The 20,060-nt window shown below is 65.3% G+C and carries 20 protein-coding genes; 11 read left to right on the top strand and 9 right to left on the bottom strand.

All coding sequences use genetic code 11. The features are described 5' to 3' along the window. Positions 1 to 3: 3 nt before the first annotated feature. The 8 genes from ABRP17_RS06900 to ABRP17_RS06865 all read right to left on the bottom strand — a co-directional run bounded on the left by ABRP17_RS06900 (position 4) and on the right by ABRP17_RS06865 (position 7,783). Positions 4 to 438 carry a Na+/H+ antiporter subunit G gene (locus tag ABRP17_RS06900; RefSeq protein ID WP_188325275.1) on the bottom strand — a complete coding sequence of 145 codons (435 nt, stop codon included), beginning with the start codon at positions 436 to 438 and terminating at the stop codon, positions 4 to 6. Next, positions 435 to 719, bottom strand: coding sequence for a K+/H+ antiporter subunit F (locus tag ABRP17_RS06895; protein ID WP_188325274.1), 285 nt, complete (start codon positions 717 to 719; stop codon positions 435 to 437). Before ABRP17_RS06895 ends, ABRP17_RS06900 begins: the two co-directional genes overlap by 4 nt. Next, entirely contained in the window at positions 716 to 1,222 is a 507-nt protein-coding gene (locus ABRP17_RS06890) for a Na+/H+ antiporter subunit E (protein WP_188325273.1), read from the bottom strand. The genes ABRP17_RS06895 and ABRP17_RS06890 overlap by 4 nt, the downstream gene beginning before the upstream one ends. Further along, complete coding sequence (locus ABRP17_RS06885; protein WP_188325272.1) at positions 1,219 to 2,754, bottom strand: monovalent cation/H+ antiporter subunit D; 1,536 nt, start codon at positions 2,752 to 2,754, stop codon at positions 1,219 to 1,221. Before ABRP17_RS06885 ends, ABRP17_RS06890 begins: the two co-directional genes overlap by 4 nt. Beyond that, entirely contained in the window at positions 2,751 to 3,128 is a 378-nt protein-coding gene (locus ABRP17_RS06880; protein ID WP_042614269.1) for a Na+/H+ antiporter subunit C, read from the bottom strand. Before ABRP17_RS06880 ends, ABRP17_RS06885 begins: the two co-directional genes overlap by 4 nt. Next, positions 3,128 to 5,956, bottom strand: coding sequence for a monovalent cation/H+ antiporter subunit A (locus tag ABRP17_RS06875; RefSeq protein WP_349985786.1), 2,829 nt, complete (start codon positions 5,954 to 5,956; stop codon positions 3,128 to 3,130). Before ABRP17_RS06875 ends, ABRP17_RS06880 begins: the two co-directional genes overlap by 1 nt. 342 nt (positions 5,957 to 6,298) lie before the next feature. After that, complete coding sequence (locus ABRP17_RS06870) at positions 6,299 to 6,781, bottom strand: DUF962 domain-containing protein (RefSeq protein ID WP_188325270.1); 483 nt, start codon at positions 6,779 to 6,781, stop codon at positions 6,299 to 6,301. Positions 6,782 to 6,856: 75 nt separating this feature from the next. After that, on the bottom strand, positions 6,857 to 7,783 hold the full coding sequence (locus ABRP17_RS06865) for a phosphoribosylaminoimidazolesuccinocarboxamide synthase (protein ID WP_192082541.1): 927 nt from the start codon (positions 7,781 to 7,783) through the stop codon (positions 6,857 to 6,859). A 141-nt stretch (positions 7,784 to 7,924) separates the two neighbouring features. On the opposite strand from ABRP17_RS06865, the gene ABRP17_RS06860 reads away from it, so the two are divergent. The 4 genes from ABRP17_RS06860 (at position 7,925) to yegS (ending at position 10,898) form a co-directional block, all read left to right on the top strand. Beyond that, a complete protein-coding gene (locus tag ABRP17_RS06860) occupies positions 7,925 to 8,254 on the top strand; it encodes a DnaJ family molecular chaperone (RefSeq protein WP_188325268.1) in 330 nt (109 codons plus the stop codon). 36 nt (positions 8,255 to 8,290) lie between these two features. Then, positions 8,291 to 8,962 (top strand): ribulose-phosphate 3-epimerase, encoded by a 672-nt coding sequence (gene rpe / locus ABRP17_RS06855; RefSeq protein ID WP_057509104.1) that lies wholly within the window; start codon positions 8,291 to 8,293, stop codon positions 8,960 to 8,962. Positions 8,963 to 9,021: 59 nt separating this feature from the next. Continuing rightward, entirely contained in the window at positions 9,022 to 9,492 is a 471-nt protein-coding gene (locus ABRP17_RS06850) for a GNAT family N-acetyltransferase (protein ID WP_349985785.1), read from the top strand. A 467-nt stretch (positions 9,493 to 9,959) separates the two neighbouring features. Next, positions 9,960 to 10,898, top strand: a complete 939-nt coding sequence (gene yegS, locus ABRP17_RS06845; RefSeq protein ID WP_349985784.1) for a lipid kinase YegS — start codon at positions 9,960 to 9,962, stop codon at positions 10,896 to 10,898. Positions 10,899 to 10,939: 41 nt separating this feature from the next. On the opposite strand, the gene ABRP17_RS06840 is transcribed toward yegS, so the two are convergent. Then, positions 10,940 to 11,800 (bottom strand): ankyrin repeat domain-containing protein, encoded by an 861-nt coding sequence (locus ABRP17_RS06840; RefSeq protein WP_349985783.1) that lies wholly within the window; start codon positions 11,798 to 11,800, stop codon positions 10,940 to 10,942. A 113-nt stretch (positions 11,801 to 11,913) separates the two neighbouring features. Here ABRP17_RS06840 and ABRP17_RS06835 point away from each other — a divergent pair, with 113 nt between their 5' ends. The 7 genes from ABRP17_RS06835 (at position 11,914) to ABRP17_RS06805 (ending at position 20,030) form a co-directional block, all read left to right on the top strand. After that, entirely contained in the window at positions 11,914 to 14,283 is a 2,370-nt protein-coding gene (locus ABRP17_RS06835; RefSeq protein WP_349985782.1) for an XVIPCD domain-containing protein, read from the top strand. 198 nt (positions 14,284 to 14,481) lie between these two features. Then, positions 14,482 to 15,972 (top strand): anthranilate synthase component I, encoded by a 1,491-nt coding sequence (gene trpE, locus ABRP17_RS06830; protein ID WP_188325263.1) that lies wholly within the window; start codon positions 14,482 to 14,484, stop codon positions 15,970 to 15,972. A 69-nt stretch (positions 15,973 to 16,041) separates the two neighbouring features. After that, positions 16,042 to 16,824, top strand: a complete 783-nt coding sequence (locus ABRP17_RS06825) for an SIMPL domain-containing protein (RefSeq protein ID WP_349985781.1) — start codon at positions 16,042 to 16,044, stop codon at positions 16,822 to 16,824. A gap of 3 nt (positions 16,825 to 16,827) precedes the next feature. After that, positions 16,828 to 17,406, top strand: coding sequence for an aminodeoxychorismate/anthranilate synthase component II (locus tag ABRP17_RS06820; RefSeq protein WP_349985780.1), 579 nt, complete (start codon positions 16,828 to 16,830; stop codon positions 17,404 to 17,406). Positions 17,407 to 17,435: 29 nt separating this feature from the next. Further along, positions 17,436 to 18,467, top strand: coding sequence for an anthranilate phosphoribosyltransferase (gene trpD / locus ABRP17_RS06815; protein ID WP_349985779.1), 1,032 nt, complete (start codon positions 17,436 to 17,438; stop codon positions 18,465 to 18,467). Between the two features lie 55 nt (positions 18,468 to 18,522). Beyond that, positions 18,523 to 19,317: an indole-3-glycerol phosphate synthase TrpC gene (trpC, locus tag ABRP17_RS06810; RefSeq protein WP_349985778.1), complete on the top strand. Its 795-nt coding sequence runs from the start codon at positions 18,523 to 18,525 to the stop codon at positions 19,315 to 19,317. Continuing rightward, positions 19,314 to 20,030, top strand: a complete 717-nt coding sequence (locus ABRP17_RS06805) for a haloacid dehalogenase-like hydrolase (protein WP_349985777.1) — start codon at positions 19,314 to 19,316, stop codon at positions 20,028 to 20,030. The genes trpC and ABRP17_RS06805 overlap by 4 nt, the downstream gene beginning before the upstream one ends. Positions 20,031 to 20,060 lie beyond the last annotated feature (30 nt).

Here is a 20,060-nt window from a genome sequence, read left to right as displayed (position 1 = left end):
CGGTCAGCCCTCGTATTCGTCGGTCTTGCTTTCATTCGACGTATAGGTGTCGTTGGTTTCTTCCACGACCTTCTCGCGCACCGGTTCCGGTGGCGGCAACTGCTCTTCTTTCGCCCGCTCGTTACCCGGCAGGGTAGGGCGGGTTTCCATCAGCAGCGACAGCGCCGCCTTGGCCATCAGATGGGCGCTGATCGGCGTGGTGATGAACAGGAAAATGGTGATCAGCAGTTCGCGCGGCTGCGGATCCTGGCCCAGGAAGATGTGGTACGCCACCGATGACACCAGCACACAGCCCACGCCCAGCGTGCTGGCCTTGGTCGGCGCATGCAGGCGCTTGAAGAAGGTGGACAGCTTCACCAGTCCCAGCGCGCCGACCAGGATGAAGAAGCAGCCGAACAGGAGCACCACCGACAGCACGATCTGGATGGCGGTGATCATTCGACGATGTCCCGGCGCAGCACGAATTTGCTCAGCACCACCGTGCTGCCGAAGCCGAGCATGGCGAGGATCAGCGCGGCCTCGAAGTAGATGGCCGAATTGAGGTACATGCCGAACAGCATCAGCTGGGCTATGGCGGTCACTGACAGGGTGTCCAGCGCGAGGATGCGGTCGGGAACGGTGGGGCCACGCAGCAGGCGCCAGGTGGCCAGCAGCATCGCCAACCCCACCACGTGCATGCATACCACCAGGGTGTTCTGGATGACATCGAATCCGGTCATGGGAAGATCTCCATCAGCGGGGCCTCGTAACGGCGTTTGATCTCGGTGATCAGGTGCTGCTCATCGTCCAGGTTCAGCACATGCACCAGCAGGTATTTGCGGTCGTCGCTCAGTGCGGCCGACACCGTACCCGGGGTCAGCGTGATCATGCTGGTCAGTGCCGCAATGCCATGGACGTTGGCGATGTCCAGCGGAATCCAGACGAAGCCCGGGTGAATCTTGCTCTCCTTCCCCAGCACCTGGCCGGCCACCTCGATATTGGACACCAGGATGTCCCACAGGGTGACCGCCAGCAGTTTGGGCACGGGCCGCAGGGTCCCGATGCGGGCGAACTCGCGGTCAAGGCGTGCGGCGAACAAGGGTACGACCAGCCCGAGCAGCAGGCCCAGCGCAAGCAGGCCCACGCTGAAGCTGTCCGACATCAGCAGCCAGAACACGATGACCATGATCGTGAGCGGCAGCGAGGGAAAGATCCGGCGCAGCAGGGGACGTTTCTGGGTCATGGATTGCGGACCTCCGGCTGGGTGGCGCGGACCTGGTCAACATAGCCCGAGGGCTGCAGCAGGTCACTGGCGATCGCATCGGCGTGTCGCATCAGCGGCGCAGCAAAGACGGTCATGCCGACGCCGTACAGCAGCAGCAGGCACGCCGCCAGGAGTTCTATCCGGCGCGTCGGTGCCTTGCGCGGCTTGGGCGCGTCAGGCTCGGCGTGGGGGACACGCCAGAACAGCCGGATGCCACCCCGGGCCAGGCCCATGATGACCAGCAGGCTGCTGCCCAGTACCGCTGCCCAGACCGGTGCGGTCAGGTAGGGCGGCATGCCCTGCAGCAGCGCGGCCTTGGCCAGGAAGCCAGACAGCGGCGGCAGGCCTGCGATGGAAATGGCCGCGATCAGGAACAGCACGGCGGGCGTTTCCTTGCCCGGCATCGGCGCGATCACTTCCTTGCGGTCGCTGGCACCGCCGCGACGGCGGCGGATGAGATCGGCGATCAGGAACAGCGCCGCCGCGACGAACGTACTGTGCGGCAGGTAATACAGGCCGGCGGCGAGCACCTGCTGGTTGCCCACCGAGAAAGCGATGAACAGCGTGGCGGCCGACACCACCACCAGATACGAGATCAGCACGCGCAGGCGCACAGCGGCCAGTACGCCCAAGCCCCCCAGCACCAGCGTCACCACGCCGGCCCATAGCAGCCAGTCGCGGCCGTACCCGGCCATCGCACCGGCTTCGTCACCGAACCACAGGCTCTGGATGCGCAGCACGGCGTACAGGCCGACCTTGGTCATGATGGCGAACAGGGCGGCAACGGCCGCCGGCGCGCGCGCATACGATTCGGGCAGCCACAGGTACAGCGGCATCAGTGCCGCCTTCGCGCAGAACACCAGCAGCAGCAAGCCCATGGTGGCCTTCAGCAGCACCAGGTGCGAGGCGGGTACCTCGGCAATGCGCTGCGCGATCTCGGCCATGTTCAGTGAACCCAGCGTGGCGTACAGCAGGCCGAGCGCGATCAGGAACAGGGTGGACGCGGTGACGTTGAACACCACGTAATGCAGGCCGATGCGCATGCGCAGGCCACGGCCACCGCTGAGCAGCAGGCCATACGAAGCAATCAGCATCACTTCGAAGAACACGAACAGGTTGAAGATGTCGCCGGTCAGGAACGCGCCGTTCAAGCCAACCAGCTGGAACTGGAACAAGGCATGGAAGTGCGGTGCGCGGCGGTCCCAGCCGGAGCAGGCATGCATCAGGCAGCCGATGGCGAGCAGGGCGGTGGTCAGCACCATCCAGGCCGACAGCCGGTCGGCCACCAGGGCGATGCCCAATCGTGCCGGCCAGTCGCCGAGCAGGTAGACCAGGGCGACACCGTCGGCCGTGCGCGCGAACAACAGCAGCACTGCGGCGAGCAATGCGGTGAGTGATGCCCATGCCACGGCACGCTGGATGCGCGGGCCGAAGCGGCGGTGTTCCACGAACAACGACAGCGATGCGCCGAGCAGTGGGATGAGGATCGGCAAGATCACCAGATGGTTCATGCGTGGTCCTCGTCGCGGCGCGGCGGTGCATCGTCGTCCGGCTCGTGCGCATCCACATGGTCACTGTGGTTGTCGCTGCGGCTGCGGATCGCCAGCACGATCGTCACCGCCGTCATCGCAAAGGCGATCACGATGGCGGTCAGCACCAGCGCCTGCGGCAGGGGGTCGGTGTAGTTGCCCAGGTTGGCGTCCAGCCCCTCCTTCAATACCGGCGGCCTGCCGGCGACCAAGCGGCCCCCGGCGAAGATGAGCAGGTTGGTGGCATAGGACAGGAAGGTCATGCCCAGGATCACATCGAAGCTGCGCGCACGCAGCAGCAGGTACACGCCGAGCATCGTCAGCACGCCGATGGCACTTGCAATGGCCAGTTCCATCAGCGCATCTCCCCGGTCAGTGCGGAACGTTTCTGCGGATCGATCTCGCCGCGGCGCGCGGTACGGGTGCGCGACGGCTTGATGGTGCCCATCATGGAAAGCATGAGCATCGCGCCCCCGAACACCACCAGGTACACGCCGGTATCAAAGCCGATGGCACTGGCCAGCGGCACGTCGCCGATGATCGGCAGGTGCAGGTCCAGGTGGCCGCTGGTCAGGAACGGCACGCCGAACAGCATCGACGCACAACCACTCACGACCGCAATAAGCAGGCCGATGCCGATGCAGCGGATGTAGTCGAAACCAAAGCGCGACTCCACCGAGGCGGTGCCCTGGATGACGTACTGGATCAGCAGTGGCACGGCCAGGATCAGGCCGGCGATGAAGCCGCCGCCGGGCGAGTTGTGGCCGCGCAGGAACATGAAGATCGACACCGTCAGCGTCAGCGGGAACATGATCTGTGCCAGGTCGGCCGGCACCGGCAGCTTGATCGGCGGGCCGGGCATGATCTGTTCCGGCGCCATCCGCGACCGCCGCAACATGGCATGCACCACCAGGGCGGCAATGCCGAACACGGTGATCTCGCCGAAGGTATCGAAGCCGCGGAAGTCGACCAGGATCACATTGACCACGTTGCTGCCATACGCTTCAGGCAGGGCGCGGGCGAGCATCTCACCGGCCATCGTGTTCGGCGGCAGGGTCATGGCCGTGTAGGCCAGCGCGGCCAGCCCGAGGCCGGCCACCAGCGCAATGCCGGCATCGCGGTACTTGCGCAGCTTGGAGCGCTCGGTCACCGACTGCGCCGGCAGGTAGTTCATGCCCAGCAGCATCAGCACCAGGGTAACCATCTCCACCAGCAACTGGGTCAGTGCCAGGTCCGGTGCGGACAGGAACACGAAGGTCATGGCCACCATCAGGCCGACGCCGCCCACCAGCAGCACCGCCAGCAGGCGCTGCTTGTACATGCGCAGGGTGGCCATGGCGCAGGCCATCATCACCGCCCACAGCGCCCAGCCCAGCAACGGCATCGGCTGTGGCGAGGGCCAGTTCGGCCAAGCGGGCGCGGCCAGCCACGGCGCTGCACCGACGATCACCGCGACCACCACCAGGCCCAGCAGCATGCGCTGCAGGCTGCCGTTGGCGATGGCGCCGGTCAGCCGCTGGGCCAGCGCGGAGAGCAGGTCCAGTTGGTGATGGAAAGCGTCACGCCCGGGCGTGGTGTTGCGCACGGCATACAGGTTGATCAGCCTGCGCAGCCCGAAATACAGCGCGATGCCGCCGAGTACGCCGGCCGCGCTCATCGCCAGCGGCAGATTGAAGCCATGCCAGATGGACAGGCTGTACTCGGGCATCCGGGCGCCCAGGATGGACGCTGCACCGGCATGCAGGACCGGCGCGATGGTCAGTGCCGGCGCAATACCCACCGCCACGCAGATCACCACCAGGATTTCCACCGGCACCTTCATCCAGCGCGGTGGCTCGTGCGGCACGCGATCCAGATCGTGCGGGCCCTTGCCGAAGAACGTGTCGTGCACGAAGCGCAGGCTGTAGGCCACGCCGAGTACGCCGGCCAGCAGCGCGGCCATGGACATGGCCAGCCGCATCGGCTCCGGGCCCCCCGCATCCAGGGCCTCGGCGAACAGCATTTCCTTCGACAGGAAGCCGTTGAGCAGAGGAATGCCGGCCATCGCCAGCGAGGCGATGATCGCCAGCGCGCTGGTGAAGGGCATCAGCTTCCTCAGCCCACCGAGCTTGCGCATGTCGCGGGTGCCGGTTTCGTGGTCGATGATGCCGGCCGCCATGAACAGCGATGCTTTGAACGTGGCGTGGTTGAGGATATGGAACACGCCGGCGACCACCGCCATCGGCGTGGACAGCCCGAACAGCATCGTGATCAGGCCCAGGTGGGAGATCGTGGAATAGGCCAGCAGACCCTTCAGATCGTGCTGGAAAATGGCATTCCACGCGCCGATCAGCAGGGTCAGTGCGCCGATGCCACTGACCGTATAGAAGAACAGATCGGTGCCGGCCAGCGCCGGGTGCAGGCGCGCCAGCAGGAACACCCCGGCCTTCACCATGGTCGCCGAATGCAGGTAGGCGGACACCGGGGTGGGCGCGGCCATGGCCTGCGGCAGCCAGAAGTGGAACGGGAACTGCGCGCTCTTGGTGAAGATGCCGGCAAGCACGAGGAACAGCACGTACGGGTACAGCGCGCTGTCGCGGATCTGCTGACCTGCAGCCAGTACAACGTCCAGATCGAAGCTGCCGACGATGCGGCCGATCAACAGCACGCCACCCAGCAGCGCCAAGCCACCGCCGCCGGTGATGACCAACGCCATGCGCGCGCCTTCACGTGCGTCCTGACGGTGCGACCAGAAGCCGATCAGCAGGAACGAGCTGATGCTGGTCAGTTCCCAGAAAATCATCAACAGCAGCAGGTTGCCGGACAGCACCATGCCCAGCATCGCGCCCATGAACAGCAGCAGATAGCAGAAGAAGCGGTGCGCGTTGTCCTGCGGGCTCAGGTAATAGTGGGCATACAGCACCACCAGGGCGCCGATGCCGAGCACCATCCCGGCGAACATCCAGGCCAGGCCGTCCAGGCGCAGGGTGAAATCCAGCCCGATCTGCGGCAGCCACTGGCCACTGCTGCGCAGCACCTCGCCATCCAGGACGGCCGGCGTGAGCGTGGCAAGCAGGGCGAGACCGGCCAACGGCGCGGCCGCGGCCAACCAAGCGGCCGTGCTGCGCGAACTTCGGGGTAATGCGGCGACCGCCACGGCCAACAGGAAGGGCAGGGCGAGCAGCAGGATAAGGCTTGGGATCATGCAGGGAATACGCGATTCACGAGCAGGTCATGCAGTCTAACAGGCTGCCATTTGCTGCCGATACCCACGAACAGGTCACCAATTGCACGGATCGTGTGCTTATTCATTTTTTTAACCTTTGCCGGTGTCGGGACAGCGGCGCTGCGGGAGCGCGCTGGACACTGTGTCGCATGTGTCGCGAATGGCGCGTGCACCGCTGCATCCCCCGTACGGCAGGGGCTGCAAAGGGATGGTTGAAACCGTCAGTCGGCCGATTGGACACCGCTCAGGGAGCCCGCGCGGTCGCACACCGTCTACGTTTCGCGTGCTGAATACGCGTCGATCTCGTTCAGCAAGAGCGGGTCAATAGCGCCAATCGAACTTGCGGTAGACCTTGGCCAGCACCCACGCCGGTCCGATCAGCAGGTAGGTCAGGTCGGTGAGGAAGCTCGGCTTGCGGCCCTCGGCCTTGTGGCCGATGAATTGTGCGATCCAGGCAAGCACGAACACCACGGCGGCCAATCGGGCGAGGTTGCCCAGGCCGATCCGTGCTTCCAGCAGGCGGCAGGTGCAGCCGATCACGAACAGCACCGCCAGCATGCCCAGTCCCAGCGGCCGCGACAGCCGGTTGTAGAAACACCACGCGCCGAACATCGCCAGGCCGGCCCAGATGCCGTTCTGGAACCAGGTGATCAGCGGCGGCAGGCACCAGAGCAGGGCGACGACCGACCACAGGATGGCCGGCACCGCGACCACATGGATCCGCTGGTTCAGCACATTGCGGTGGTCGTCGGAATAGCTGGCGAAGTAGCGGTCCACGGGGCGGGCAAGCGAGGTGCTGGACATGGTGCCTCCGGTCGAGCCGGCCGCGGGGCCGGCAACCTTTCCTGATGGGTGGGGCGGGCTGGGCCCGCCACTACCTCAATCGACGCTGATGCCCGCCAGGCGCTGCAGGGCTTCGGCGTACTTGGCGCGGGTGCGCTCGATCACCTCGGCGGGGATGCTCGGGCCGGGGGCGGTCTTGCCCCAATCGAGCGTCTCCAGGTAATCGCGGACGAACTGCTTGTCATAGCTCGGCGGGCTGGTGCCCACTTCGTACTCGTCGGCCGGCCAGTAACGCGACGAATCCGGCGTCAGCATCTCGTCCATGATGTACAGGCGACCGTCTTCATCGGTGCCGAACTCGAACTTGGTGTCGGCCAGGATGATGCCGCGCTCGCGCGCGTAATCGGCGGCGAAGGCGTAGATGCGCAGGGTGGCGTCGCGGACGCGCTCAGCCAGGTCGGCACCCACCGTCTTCACCATCGCGTCGAAGTCGATGTTTTCGTCATGGTCGCCGACTGCGGCCTTGGTCGAGGGAGTGAAGATCGGCTCGGGCAGCTTCTCGGCCTGGCGCAGGCCGTTGGGCAGTTCAATGCCGCTGACCTTGCCGGTGCGCTGGTAATCCTTCCAGCCGCTGCCGATCAGGTAGCCACGGGCGATGGCTTCCACCGGTACCGGCTTCAGCTTTTTGGTGACCACGGCGCGCTTGGCATACAGCGCCGCATCCACGCCGTCGGGCAGCACGCTGGCCACGTCGATGTCGGTGAGGTGGTTGGGCATCAGGTGCGCGGTCTTGGCGAACCAGAAATTCGATACTTGGCAGAGCATTTCGCCCTTGCCGGGAATCGGATCGGGCAGCACCACATCGAAGGCCGACAGACGGTCGGTAGCGACCATCAGCAGGTAGTCCCCCGGGGGCGTGCCAACCGGCAGGCGCTCGCGCGGAATATCGAAAACGTCACGCACCTTGCCGCGATGGCGCAAGGGCAGGCCGGGAAGATCGGATTGCAACAACGTGGTCGGCACGGGCACTCCTGGAGGCTTCGTCGATACGGCTGCCCAGGGACCCGGAGGGCCCGCCGGCCAGCGGGCGGCCTAGTGTAAAGCCGTCCGGGGCGGCTGTGACGTAAAATGAAAGCCCAATTGGCCAAATCTCCCCGGAGCGCCATGCGCTGGTACGGAAAACTGCTGGGTTTCATCGCCGGGGCCCTGCTGTTCCGGCCCAATCCGTTGTTCGGCGCGGTACTGGGGCTGCTGATCGGGCACGCCTTCGATGCGGACTGGTTCCGTCTGAACAAGGAGAACCCGTACCGCGAACTGGGCCTGACCTCGTCGGCCACCGAGTCGGAAATCGACCTGGCCTACCGCCGGCTGATGTCGCAGTACCACCCCGACAAGCTGATCGGCGCCGCCCCGGAACTGCTCAAGCAGGCCGAGGCGAAGAGCCGCCGCGTCAACGCCGCCTACGACCGCATCAAGACCCTGCGCAAGCGCTGAGTTTCCCTCTTTCTCCCTGCTCCGAAGGCCCCGGCCATGTCCAACTGCATCATTGCCCCGTCCATCCTGTCCGCAGACTTCGCCCGCCTTGGCGAGGAGGTCGACAACGTACTCGCCGCCGGCGCGGACTGGGTCCATTTCGATGTGATGGACAACCATTACGTACCGAACCTGACCATCGGGCCGCTGGTCTGCCAGGCGCTGCGCAAGCATGGCGTGACCGCGCCGATCGACGTACACCTGATGGTGGAGCCGGTGGACCGCATCATCCCCGACTTCGCCGAGGCCGGTGCCACCTATATCAGCTTCCATCCCGAGGCCAGCCGCCATCCGCATCGCACGATCCAGCTGATCCGCTCGCTGGGCTGCAAGCCGGGCCTGGTGCTCAATCCGGGCACCCCGGTGGACATCCTGGACTGGGTGCTGGACGACCTGGACCTGGTGCTGCTGATGTCGGTCAACCCGGGCTTTGGCGGCCAAGCGTTCATCCCCTCGGCGCTGGACAAGCTGAAGGTCGTCCGCCAGAAGATCGATGCCAGCGGCAAGGACATCCGCCTGGAGATCGACGGCGGGGTAAAGGCCGACAACATCGGCGCGATCGCCGCCGCCGGCGCCGATGCGTTCGTGGCGGGCTCGGCCATCTTCAACGCACCGGATTACCAACAGGTGATCAGCGCGATGCGCGCCAACGTCGCCGCTGCCCGCTGAGAAAAAAGGGGACGGAGGGAATTAAACTCGTTTAATTCCCTCCGTCCCCTTTTCTGCCCATGAACATTCGTCCGGCCACTGTTGCTGATGCAGGTCTGATCCTGCGTTTCATCCGCGAACTGGCGGTCTATGAGAAGGCTGAGTCGTCGGTGCAGACCGACGAGGCCGGCATCGCCGCCAGTCTGTTCGGCCCTGATGCGAGCGCGCAGGCGCTGGTCTGCGAGGCAGACGGCGAAGCGATCGGCTATGCGGTGTATTTCTACAATTACTCCACGTGGCTGGGCCGCAAGGGCATCTATCTGGAAGACCTGTACATCTGCCCGCAACGGCGCGGATCGGGTGCCGGCAAGGCGCTGCTGAAGCACATCGCCCGGCTGGCCGTGGATGCCGGCTGCGGCCGCTTTGAATGGTCGGTGCTGGACTGGAACCAACCTGCCATCGACTTCTACGTCGCCGCCGGCGCCAAGCCGCAGGACGAATGGACCGTGTACCGCCTGGAAGGCGAAGCGCTGCACGATTTCGCCCGGTAACGCCCTCGGTAGAGCCGGCTTCAGCCTGCTGCGTCGCGCAGCATCCGGTAGAGCCGGCTTCAACCGGCTGCATCGCGCAGCATCCGGTAGAGCCGGCTTCAGCCGGCTGCGTCAGGCACGATCGCAGAGGGCAGCCGGCTGAAGCCGGCTCTACCAGAGCGCGAGCGCCCCCAGATACCAGAGCACCCGGCAGTATCAGATCACCCGCCAAAACCAGAGCACCCGCCAAAACCAGAGCGCGGGGCCAGTGCCGGAATGCTCCCCGGAAGCAGGGCTGGCACCCAAAAAAAAAGGCCCCGCCGCTGCCGGCGTGGCCCTGCTGAAATAATCGGAGGCTGATCCTGCCTCCATCCGTCTTCCCTGCTATGGCCTCCCATGATCCGGGCATACGGTGACAGGCCGATGACATTCACTGCTACCGAACGCGGCACTGCTAGCCTGTGCCACCCCCCTTCCGTGAAGCCCCCATGAGCCTTTCCCGCTGGCGTTTGATCCTCAACGGAAAATCCGCCGGGGACGTCGACGTACGTGATGCGGTCAAGGTGTGGCGGGAGCGCGGTATCGATCTGGAAGTCCGCGTTACCTGGGAAGGCGGCGACGCCGAACGCTACGTGGCCGAGGCCATCGACAACGGCGTGGACGTCATCATCGCTGGTGGCGGCGACGGCACCCTGAGCGCCGTCGCGGAAACGCTGGCGCACCGCGATGAGCCCGCCGATGCGCTGCCCTCCTTGGCGCTGTTGCCGTTGGGCACGGCGAACGATTTCGCCACGGCTGCCGGGTTTCCTGAAACCCCGGCCGAGGTGCTGGCCCTTATCACCGCACAGGCGCCGCGCGCCATCGACCTACTGCGGATCGATGCCGACGGCAAAGTCTGGTGGTGCGCCAACGTCGCCAGTGGCGGCTTCGGAACCCAGGTCACCGTGGAAACCGATGAAGGCCTGAAGAAGGTGCTGGGTGGCTTGGCTTACGTTTTGACCGGTATCTCCAAGCTGGGCCGCATCGAGCCGATCCTGGCGCGCCTGCATGGCCCTGGCTTCGAGTGGGAAGGCGGCTTCATCGCGCTCGGCATCGGCAACGGTCGCCAGGCCGGCGGTGGCCAGGCGCTGTGCCCGCAAGCACTCATCGATGACGGACAGCTGGATGTCACGGTGATCCCCGAACTGACGGGTGAAGTCGGGGCAATGTTGGGGCAACTGGTCACCGGCGGCAAAGAGGCTGCGCTGGAACGCGTAGCCACGCGCGCGCGCCTGAACCGGGTAGAGATTCTTGCGGAAAAGCCGCTCACCCTGAATCTGGACGGTGAACCGGTGGAAGCGCGTCACTTCCGCATCGAATGTGTGCCGCGCCGCGTGCGGATGCATTTGCCCGCGGACTGTGCGTTGCTGTCGGTCAGCAAGCGCTGAGGCTGAGCGCCGCGCTGGACGCTGTTGCAGCCGTCAACGCGTCACAGCAGCGGAATATCCTCTTCCTTGGTGGGAAATCCAAAGGCCTTGCGCTTGGCCCGTATGCCATCTGGCATGGGCGGTCGAGGGATGTTGCGCGCGATCAGCCATTGCTGGCACTTTTTCTGCCAGGGAAGCAGATCGGGCGTGGTGATGCCCCAATAGATATCTTCAGCGATGAACATGCGGTCGGGCTTTCCGATCGATGACGTCAGCATCACCGTCGGGTCGGCGCCGTGTTCGAGCAGCCAATAGACGTGCTCGAAGGCGCCTCGGCCGCTGTACCAGCTGATGACCGTGTCGGAAGGCCCGATGCTCGGCGCATTGATATCCGCCCCGTTCTCCACCAGCAACTGGACGTTCTTCCATTGGTTGCCGCTGATGAATGCTTGGAACAGCAGCGTTTCGTTGTTTGAATTCCGGGTGTCTGGATCACCGCGATGCCTCAGCAGCGCGTCGAGAAATCGTGGATCGTCCATCTTTGCTGCGTAGACCATCGCATTGTTGAAGCGGATCACTTCGCCGTTCATTCTTTTGACCAGCCGGGCATCGGGATCGGCGCCGCTTTCCAGCATTGCCTGCAATCCCTGCAGGTTCTTCGCGCGCAGCGGCCAGGCAAGCAGGGGAATGCCCTCGCGGCTGGAGAACTCTTTGTCCGGATTGACGCCTTTCTGCCTTGTAAGCTGCTGAATTTCGTCCACATCCCCATTTTCACTGGCAATGGCCAGCTTGAGTGCATCGCCTTGAAAATACTGTGCAGCGCCATGGCTGGACGGGGCGGCGCAGCCACTGGTGGCAACCAGCAGCAGAAGCGCCACGTAGGAGAGTGCTTTTGCCGAAGAGATGTGAAGGCTGGTCCGCATGATCTACCTGATAGAAAGCCCTTGGCGGGTGACATTAGCAGAACTTTCTGTTATTCGATGATCGCCGCGACTGAGGAAAGTCGCGTGCTTTCTACTGTGCAATGGAGCCTGCCATGAGTGATCCCGAGATCGAGGCGCGTGTACGCGCCATCCACGAGCAGAGCCTTCTCGTCCGGCAATTGCGCGACAGCGGAAATGACGAGCAGGCGAGCAGGCTTCAGGAAACCCACCACGCGCGTGAAATGTCGGGGCTGGCCGCTGACGTCTATCTTTCGGCCAAGCACGAAGGTGAAGCACCGACCGGCTGGGTACGGGGTAGCGCTGATCCCGGCGCAGTACGTGCTGTGGGAATCGACCTGTCGGATGCGCAGCTCTCTGACCTTCTGCATCCGCGGCAGTCCGGTTTTCGCGCGGAAATCTATATTCCGGACAAGCGCGTGTTCGGAGAGGATGCGAAGCCTGTCATCGTCTTCAAGGGGTCAACGGGCGAGATCATTGACCCGTCCGCCTTGGGCGGTCGGCGTGAATCCGCGAGCGAGGACTTCCTCAATAATGGCCAGCAGGGAGTTGGCATGCGCAGCGATTATTACGATCGCGCCATGGCACTTGCGGTGCGCGTCCAACAGCAGGTGGGCGAGAGCTTCGAAATCGCCGGTCACTCGCTCGGTGGCGGCATGGCGTCGGCGGCATCGGCAGTGACGGGCGCCCGCGCGACCACGTTCAACTCCGCCGGCCTGCACCCGCAGACCGCAGCACGCTACGGGGAAGACAACGGGCTGCCCACTTTCAACACCCGCGATACGGTCCACACCTATGAAACCAGCGGCGAAGTCCTCAACGACGTGCAGAACGGGCTGCAGCGGCTGAGCGATCGCCAGCGGCAGGACTTCGGCCTGCTGGCCAATGAAACCACGATACTGCTGCGCCAGCCGATGATGCAGGGACTGGTCACCGGCAAGCTGCAGGCAGCGCTGCCCGAGCACGCGCAAGAGGCCGCCGCCCAGCTGATCGAGCGGCTGGCCACTGAACCCGGTGCGCAGGCGCTGCGCAGCGTGCCGGTTGCTGCCGGCAGGATGGAGATCCTGCTGGACCCCAAGACGCGCGACGCGCAGGGCAACCTGATCGACCGGGCGCAGGTAGCGGCTCCCAGCCAGGTGGCCGAGCTGGCCGGCCCGTTGTCGACCGTGCTGGTGGCGGGGGCACAGGGCATGCGGGGCGGGCGGCTGGCCGGCGAGCAGATCGAGCGCATGGGCGCACTGGGCGGCAAAGGGCTGGACGTGGCCGGTGATGTCATCCAGCAGGGCGCGACGATGCAGGGCAAGGCGATCGGCAGCGTGGTGGATTTCGGCGGGACCAGCCTGCGCGTGGGCGTGCAGGGCGGGGCCACGGTGATCGCGCAGGGACGCGAACTCGCCGGCCAGGTCGAGGCGATCAAGCACCGCGTGGAAGGCTATCGCGACCGCACCTTGAGCGGTTGGGGCGCCACCGTGGCGGGCTGGGTGGGCGCTGACGAGACGGCCGAGCAGTTGCGCCAGCGCGGCACACAGTCGCAGGCCGACCACGCGCTGAAGGCCGAGCAGGCCACGCAGCAGGCGGCAGGCGACGCCGCCCGGATCCGGGCGGGCGGTGAGCACATCGGTGCGCAGATCCAGGCCGGGACGCAGTGGTCCTCCGAGGGCCTGCGCAACGGCTATGCCCAGTACGGTGCCACCCTGAACCAGGCCGCGGACTGGAGCGGGCAGCAGGTGGCCGGTGTTACCTCGTATGCGCCCGTCGTGCTCTCTTCCGTTGGCGGGGCGACCACGGCGCTGGGTGCGGCGCTGGCCACCCACACGCCCGCACTGACGATGCCGCAGAACGAACGGAACCTGGCCAGCACCACCGCGTTCACAAGCAACATCAGTGCAGCCTTCGGCGAAGCGACGGCGCGCCACGGCATGGCCGACACGGTGATTCCCAGCCTGGATGCGGAAATCCAGAAGCAGGAAGCCGCCGCCCGGACGTTGCTTGAAGTGCAGCAGCAGGCGCCGTCACCCGCGGCCCGTCCGGTTGCGATCAACGATCCGGACCATGCTGATTTCCGGTTGTTCCAGGGCGCGCAGAGCGGGGTCCACCGTATCGACGCCAGCTACAACCGCGTGCCTGACCTGCAGAGTGATCAGCTGGCCGGCGCGCTTGCCGCCAAGGCGAAGCAGGATGGCCTGCAGTCCATCGAGCAGGTGATGCTGAGCGATGACCAGGCGCGCGCCTTCGCGGTGGACACGGCCGATGCCGCGTCCTTCACCAAGCGCTATGCGTATGTGGATGTCGCCTCCGGCCTGCAGCAGCCGTTGAGCGTCAGCACCGAGCAGGCGGCGGAGGTTGACCGCCAGCGGCAGGCACCGGCCATGACGCCGACGCTGACGGCAGGCATCGCCGCCGAGCAGCAGGAACAGCAGGATCACGCCCAGGAGCAGCAGCGCGCCGCCCTGCGCATGGCCTAGCGGGCGCGGATCGGGGCACGGTGAGCGGGCCGCTGGTGGGCTCGCCCGGCTTCCGCCCGGCCCCACCCATGCGGTACAGTGGCCCGGTGTCCATTCTGACGACCCCGCATAGTCTTTCTTCCGCTCGCCGTTGGTGGCGATGGTGGCCTGTAGCCGTCGTCCGTCCCGCCACCGCCGCATCCCGGAAGGAAAGTCGTGTTGAATACCCCCGCTCAGTTCCAGCAGCAGGCCGCTGAAGGCCACACCCGCATCCCCGTCGTCCGTGAAGTGCTGTCCGACCTGGACACGCCGCTTTCGGTCTATCTGAAGCTCGCCGACGGCCCGCACACCTATCTGTTTGAATCGGTCGAGGGCGGTGAGCGCTTCGGTCGCTATTCCATCATCGGTCTGCCGGCGCGCCGCGTGTACACCTTCCGTGGGCATACGTTGTCCATCGCCGAAAACGGCGTGGAGGTCGAACGCCGCGAGGTCGCCGATCCGTTCGCCGAAGTAGAGGCGCTGCGCAGCGCGCATTCGGTGCCGAAGCTGGACGGTCTGCCGGGCTTCACCGGCGGGCTGGTGGGCTGGTTCGGCTTCGAGTGCATCGGCTACATCGAGCCGCGCCTGGCACCGCCTGCGGGCCGCGATGAGCTGGGCACGCCGGACATCCTGCTCATGCACTCCGAAGAGCTGGCGGTGTTCGACAACCTCAAGGGACGGCTGTACCTGATCGTGCACGCCGATCCGCGCCAACCGGGTGCGTGGGACGAGGCACAGACGCGACTGGACGGCTTGGTGGCCAAACTGCGCGCGCCGGGTGCGGGCTATCCGGCACCGTTGCACAGCGATGTGCTGGACGAAAGTGACTTCATTTCAGGCTTCACCCGCGACGGGTTCATCGACGCGGTGGAGCGCAGCAAGGATTACATCCGCTCCGGCGACATTTTCCAGGTGGTGCTGAGCCAGCGCCTGAGCGTGCCCTTCAAGGCGCGACCGGTGGATGTCTACCGTGCGCTGCGTGCGCTCAATCCATCGCCCTACATGTACTTCCTGGATGTCGGTGACATGCAGGTCGTGGGCTCATCGCCGGAGATCCTGGTGCGCCTGCAGCACGACGCCAACGGTGTCGGCGAAGTGACCGTGCGCCCCATCGCCGGCACGCGTCCGCGCGGCGCCACCGTGGAAGAAGACAATGCGCTGGAAGTGGAGCTGCTGGCCGATCCGAAGGAGCGTGCCGAGCACCTGATGCTGATCGACCTGGGCCGCAACGACGCGGGCCGGGTATCCACGGCCGGTACGGTGGAGGTCGGCGAGCAGTTCGTGATTGAACGCTACAGCCATGTGATGCACATCGTCAGCGAAGTGACCGGCACGCTGCAGCCGGGTCTGAGTTATGCCGATGTGCTGCGCGCGACCTTCCCGGCCGGAACGGTCAGTGGCGCGCCGAAGATCCGCGCGCTGGAAGTGATCCGCGAACTGGAACCGATCAAACGCAACGTGTACGCCGGCAGCATCGGCTACATCGGCTGGCACGGTGATGCAGACACGGCCATTGCGATCCGCACCGCGGTGATCAAGGACGGACGCCTGCACGTGCAGGCCGGCGCTGGCATCGTCTACGACTCCGATCCGCAGAAAGAGTGGGACGAAACGATGAACAAAGGCCGCGCGTTGTTCCGTGCGGTGGCCCAGGCGGCGAAAGGCCTGTAATCCTCGCATGCGCCGGGTCACTGCGCCGGGCGCGTTTGTGCTTTTTCCCTCCATGACAAGGAATACCGCATGAAGCTGTCGAGCGTTCTTCTGTGGTCGTCGCTGTTGGCTACGCTGGCACCTGAGGCGTTGGCGCAGGCCAACACGATCCCGGACCAGCCGCACCTGCTGGTGAAGGGCGAAGCGCGCCGTGAGGTGATGCCCGACCGCTTCACCCTGCAGTTGACGCTTGCCCAGGTCGACATGGATGCCGACACGGCGCGGGCCAAGGTGCAGGAGGATGCCGCGCGCGTGCTGACGCTGTTCAAAAAGCACGGCGCAGTGGCGGGCAGCGTGCGCGCGGATAACCTCGACATCGGGCCGGCACACCGCTACGAGCAGGCCGGACCGGTCTTCATCGGCACCCGCGTCAGTCGCCGCTTGAAGGGCAGCTTTGCCAGCCCGCAGGCGATGCAGGGATTCCTTGGCGCACTCAATGCCAGTGACACGCTGCAGGTCAGCAGCCTGGCGCCGGGCTACTCCGATGTTGTCGCGCTGCGCCGTGAACTGAAAGGTGAGGCCGCTGCACAGACCCGGCACTCGGCCAGGGCCTTGGCAACCGCCTATGGTGCACGCATCCGCGGCCTGTACAGCATCTCCGACGTGGCCCCGAGCTTTGCCTACGGCGTGCAGGCGGGGCAATGGCCCACCGATGGCGCGTCCGTTATCGCCGAGACGCGACCGACGGATCTGGTCACTCCGCCCGCGCCGCCAGCTCCGCAAGCGCCCTACACGCGCGAATCGATTGAAGCCGGACCCATCACGTACACCGAGAATGTGTACGCCATTTTTCTGATAAGCGACGGAACCTGATCCATGTTGTGGATGATCGACAACTACGACAGCTTCACCTACAACCTCGTGCAGTACCTGCAGACGCTGGGTGCCGAGGTCAAGGTGGTGCGCAACGATGCCATGACGGTCGATGAGATCGCCGCGCAGAGACCGGAGCGCATCGTGATTTCGCCCGGGCCGTGTACACCCAACGAAGCGGGTGTGTCGCTGGAACTGATCCAGCGGCTGGGCCCGACCACGCCGATCCTCGGCGTCTGCCTGGGCCACCAGGGTATCGGCCAGGTGTACGGTGGCACGGTGATCCGTGCAGGCAACATCATGCACGGAAAGACGTCGGCCATCCGACACGAAGGCAAGGGCGTGTTCGCCGGGCTTCCCGATCGCTACCAGGCCACGCGCTACCACTCACTGGTGGTGGACAAGACGCGTCTGCCTGCATGCATGGAAGTCACTGCCTGGACCGAGAACGACGACGGGTCGGTCGAAGAAATCATGGGCCTTCGGCATCGCGAGCACCCGGTGGAAGGCGTGCAGTTCCACCCCGAATCCATCCTGACCGAACACGGTCACGCGCTGCTGCGCAACTTCCTGCAGCGTTGATCTGCAGGCTGACTCCAAGGAATCCACTGATGCACTTCTCCCCCCAGGAAGCCCTGCAGCGCACGATCGAGCATCGCGAGATCTTCTTCGACGAGATGGTCGATCTGATGCGGCAGATCATGCGCGATGAGGTATCGCCCATGATGACCGCAGCGATCCTGACCGGCCTGCGCGTCAAAAAGGAAACGGTCGACGAGATCGCGGCGGCTGCTACGGTGATGCGCGAATTCGCGCTCCCGGTGCACGTCGCCGACACGCGCCACCTGGTCGACATCGTCGGCACCGGCGGCGATGGCTCGCATACGTTCAATATCTCAACCTGCTCGATGTTCGTCGCTGCCGCCGCAGGCGCACGCGTGGCCAAGCATGGCAATCGCAGTGTCTCGTCGAAGTCCGGCAGTGCCGATGCCGTGGAGGCGCTCGGCGCGGTGATTGAACTGCGGCCGGAGCAGGTAGCGCGCGCGATCGAGCAGACCGGCATCGGCTTCATGTTCGCGCCGATCCATCACCCATCGATGAAGGTGGTAGCACCGGTGCGGCGCGAAATGGGGGTGCGGACGATCTTCAACATCCTCGGGCCGCTGACCAATCCGGCCAGTGCGCCATCGGTATTGATGGGCGTTTTCCATTCGGACCTGGTGGGAATCCAGGCGCGCGTGCTGCGTGAGCTGGGTACCGAGCGGGCGATGGTGGTCTGGGGCCGCGACAACATGGATGAGATTTCGCTCGGCGCCGGCACGTTGGTCGGCGAGTTGCGCGATGGGAAGGTGCGCGAGTACGAGATCCATCCGGAAGATTTCGGCATCGCGATGTCGGCCAGCCGCAATCTGCGCGTGGATGGGCCTGAGCAGTCCATCGCCATGTTGCGGGCCGTGCTGGACAACGAAGCGGGCCCTGCACTGGACATCGTGGCGTTGAATGCAGGCGCGGCCCTTTATGTGGCCGGCATTGCTGACGACATCGGCGATGGCCTGGCGCGGGCACGCGCGGTGATAGCCGATGGCAGTGCCCGCGACCGTCTGCAACAGTACGTCGACATCACCCGCGTACTGGCAGGCTAGGCTGGAAAGCCGGAAACGACTTAATCCCCTCCGTCCCCTTTTTTCTGTGAGCATCATGAGCGACATCCTGCAGACGATCCTGGCCCGCAAGGCCGAAGAAGTGGCCCAGCGCCGCGCTGCCGTGCCGCTGGAACAGCTGCAGGCGCGCGTGGCGGCAGCTCCGCCGGTGCGTGGTTTCGTGCGCGCGCTGCAGGCGGCGATCGCCAACGGTGACCCGGCGGTGATCGCCGAGGTCAAGAAGGCCAGCCCGTCCAAGGGTGTGATACGGCCCGATTTCCATCCGGCTGACATCGCGGTGAGTTATGAATTCGGCGGTGCAAGCTGCCTGTCGGTGCTCACCGACGTGGATTTCTTCCAGGGCAGCGATGCGTATCTGCAGGAGGCTCGCGAGGCCTGCACGCTGCCGGTGCTGCGCAAGGACTTCGTGATCGACGCCTACCAGGTGGTCGAAGCACGCGTGCTCGGGGCTGACTGCATCCTGCTGATCGTTGCGGCATTGGACGACCGCCAGCTGGCGGAGCTGTCCAGCCTGGCGATGGAGCTGGGCATGGATGTGCTGGTGGAAGTCCACGATATCGATGAACTGGAGCGCGCCCTGCAGGTGCCGGTGCAGATGATCGGCATCAACAACCGCAACCTGCGCACGTTCGAGGTTTCGCTGCAGGCCACGCTGGACATGCGCACCGCCGTGCCGAAGGACCGTCTGTTGGTGACCGAGAGTGGCATCCTGGCACCGCAGGACGTGGCCCTGATGCGCGATGCCGGGGTCAACGCGTTCCTGGTCGGTGAGGCCTTCATGCGGGTGGAGGAGCCCGGTGAGGGCCTGCGTCAGCTATTCTTCGCTGCATGAGCACGATCTATCCAACCCCGCAGGACAGCGCGCCGCTGGTGGTGTTCGATTTCGACCACACCCTGTACGACGGTGATTCCGGCAGCCATCTGTTCGCGACGCTGATCAAGCGCAATCCGCTGCGGTTGCTTGCTGCGCTGCTGGTCACGCCGGTGGCCGGCCCCTTGGTGGCGATGCTGCCCACGCGCCGTGCCGGCATCTCGATCTACGTGTGGATCGCGACCTTCGGCATGCATCGGGCGCGCGAGTTCAACCAGGTGATCGACGCGTATGTACTGAAGAACGAGCCCAGCCTACGGGCCAAACTGTTGCCCCAGGCGCTGGAAGTCTTCGCTGCGCACCGGGCTAAAGGCGACCGGGTGGTCGTGGCGACGGGTGCGCCGCCTGAGCTGGCCAAGGCCATCCTGGGCTTCGTCGCCCATGTGGACGTGCCGGTGATCGGCAGTGAAGTCGGGCCGCGTTTCGGTGCCGTTGGCGCCACACGTCACTGCCACAACGAAGAAAAGATGCGGATGCTGCGCGAGCGTGGCTACGGCAACATCGACGTGGCCTACTCCGACAGTACGGCGGATCTTCCGCTGCTGGTTGCGTCGAAAGCGCCAGTGGTGGTCAATCCGAAGCATGGCAGCGTGGACTTCTTCCGTCGCGTGCTGCCGGAAGGCACCCGCATCCTCAACTGGGGCTGTGCGGACCGCGGCGGTGAAAAGGTCTGATCCACGCCGGTTGTAGCCGGCCTGCCGGAT

It is taken from the genome of Stenotrophomonas sp. WHRI 8082 (assembly GCF_040223995.2).
In the GTDB taxonomy this organism is placed as follows: domain Bacteria; phylum Pseudomonadota; class Gammaproteobacteria; order Xanthomonadales; family Xanthomonadaceae; genus Stenotrophomonas.
Note: the sequence above shows the minus strand (reverse complement) of the source record. Positions and strands in the feature narration are given on the sequence as shown.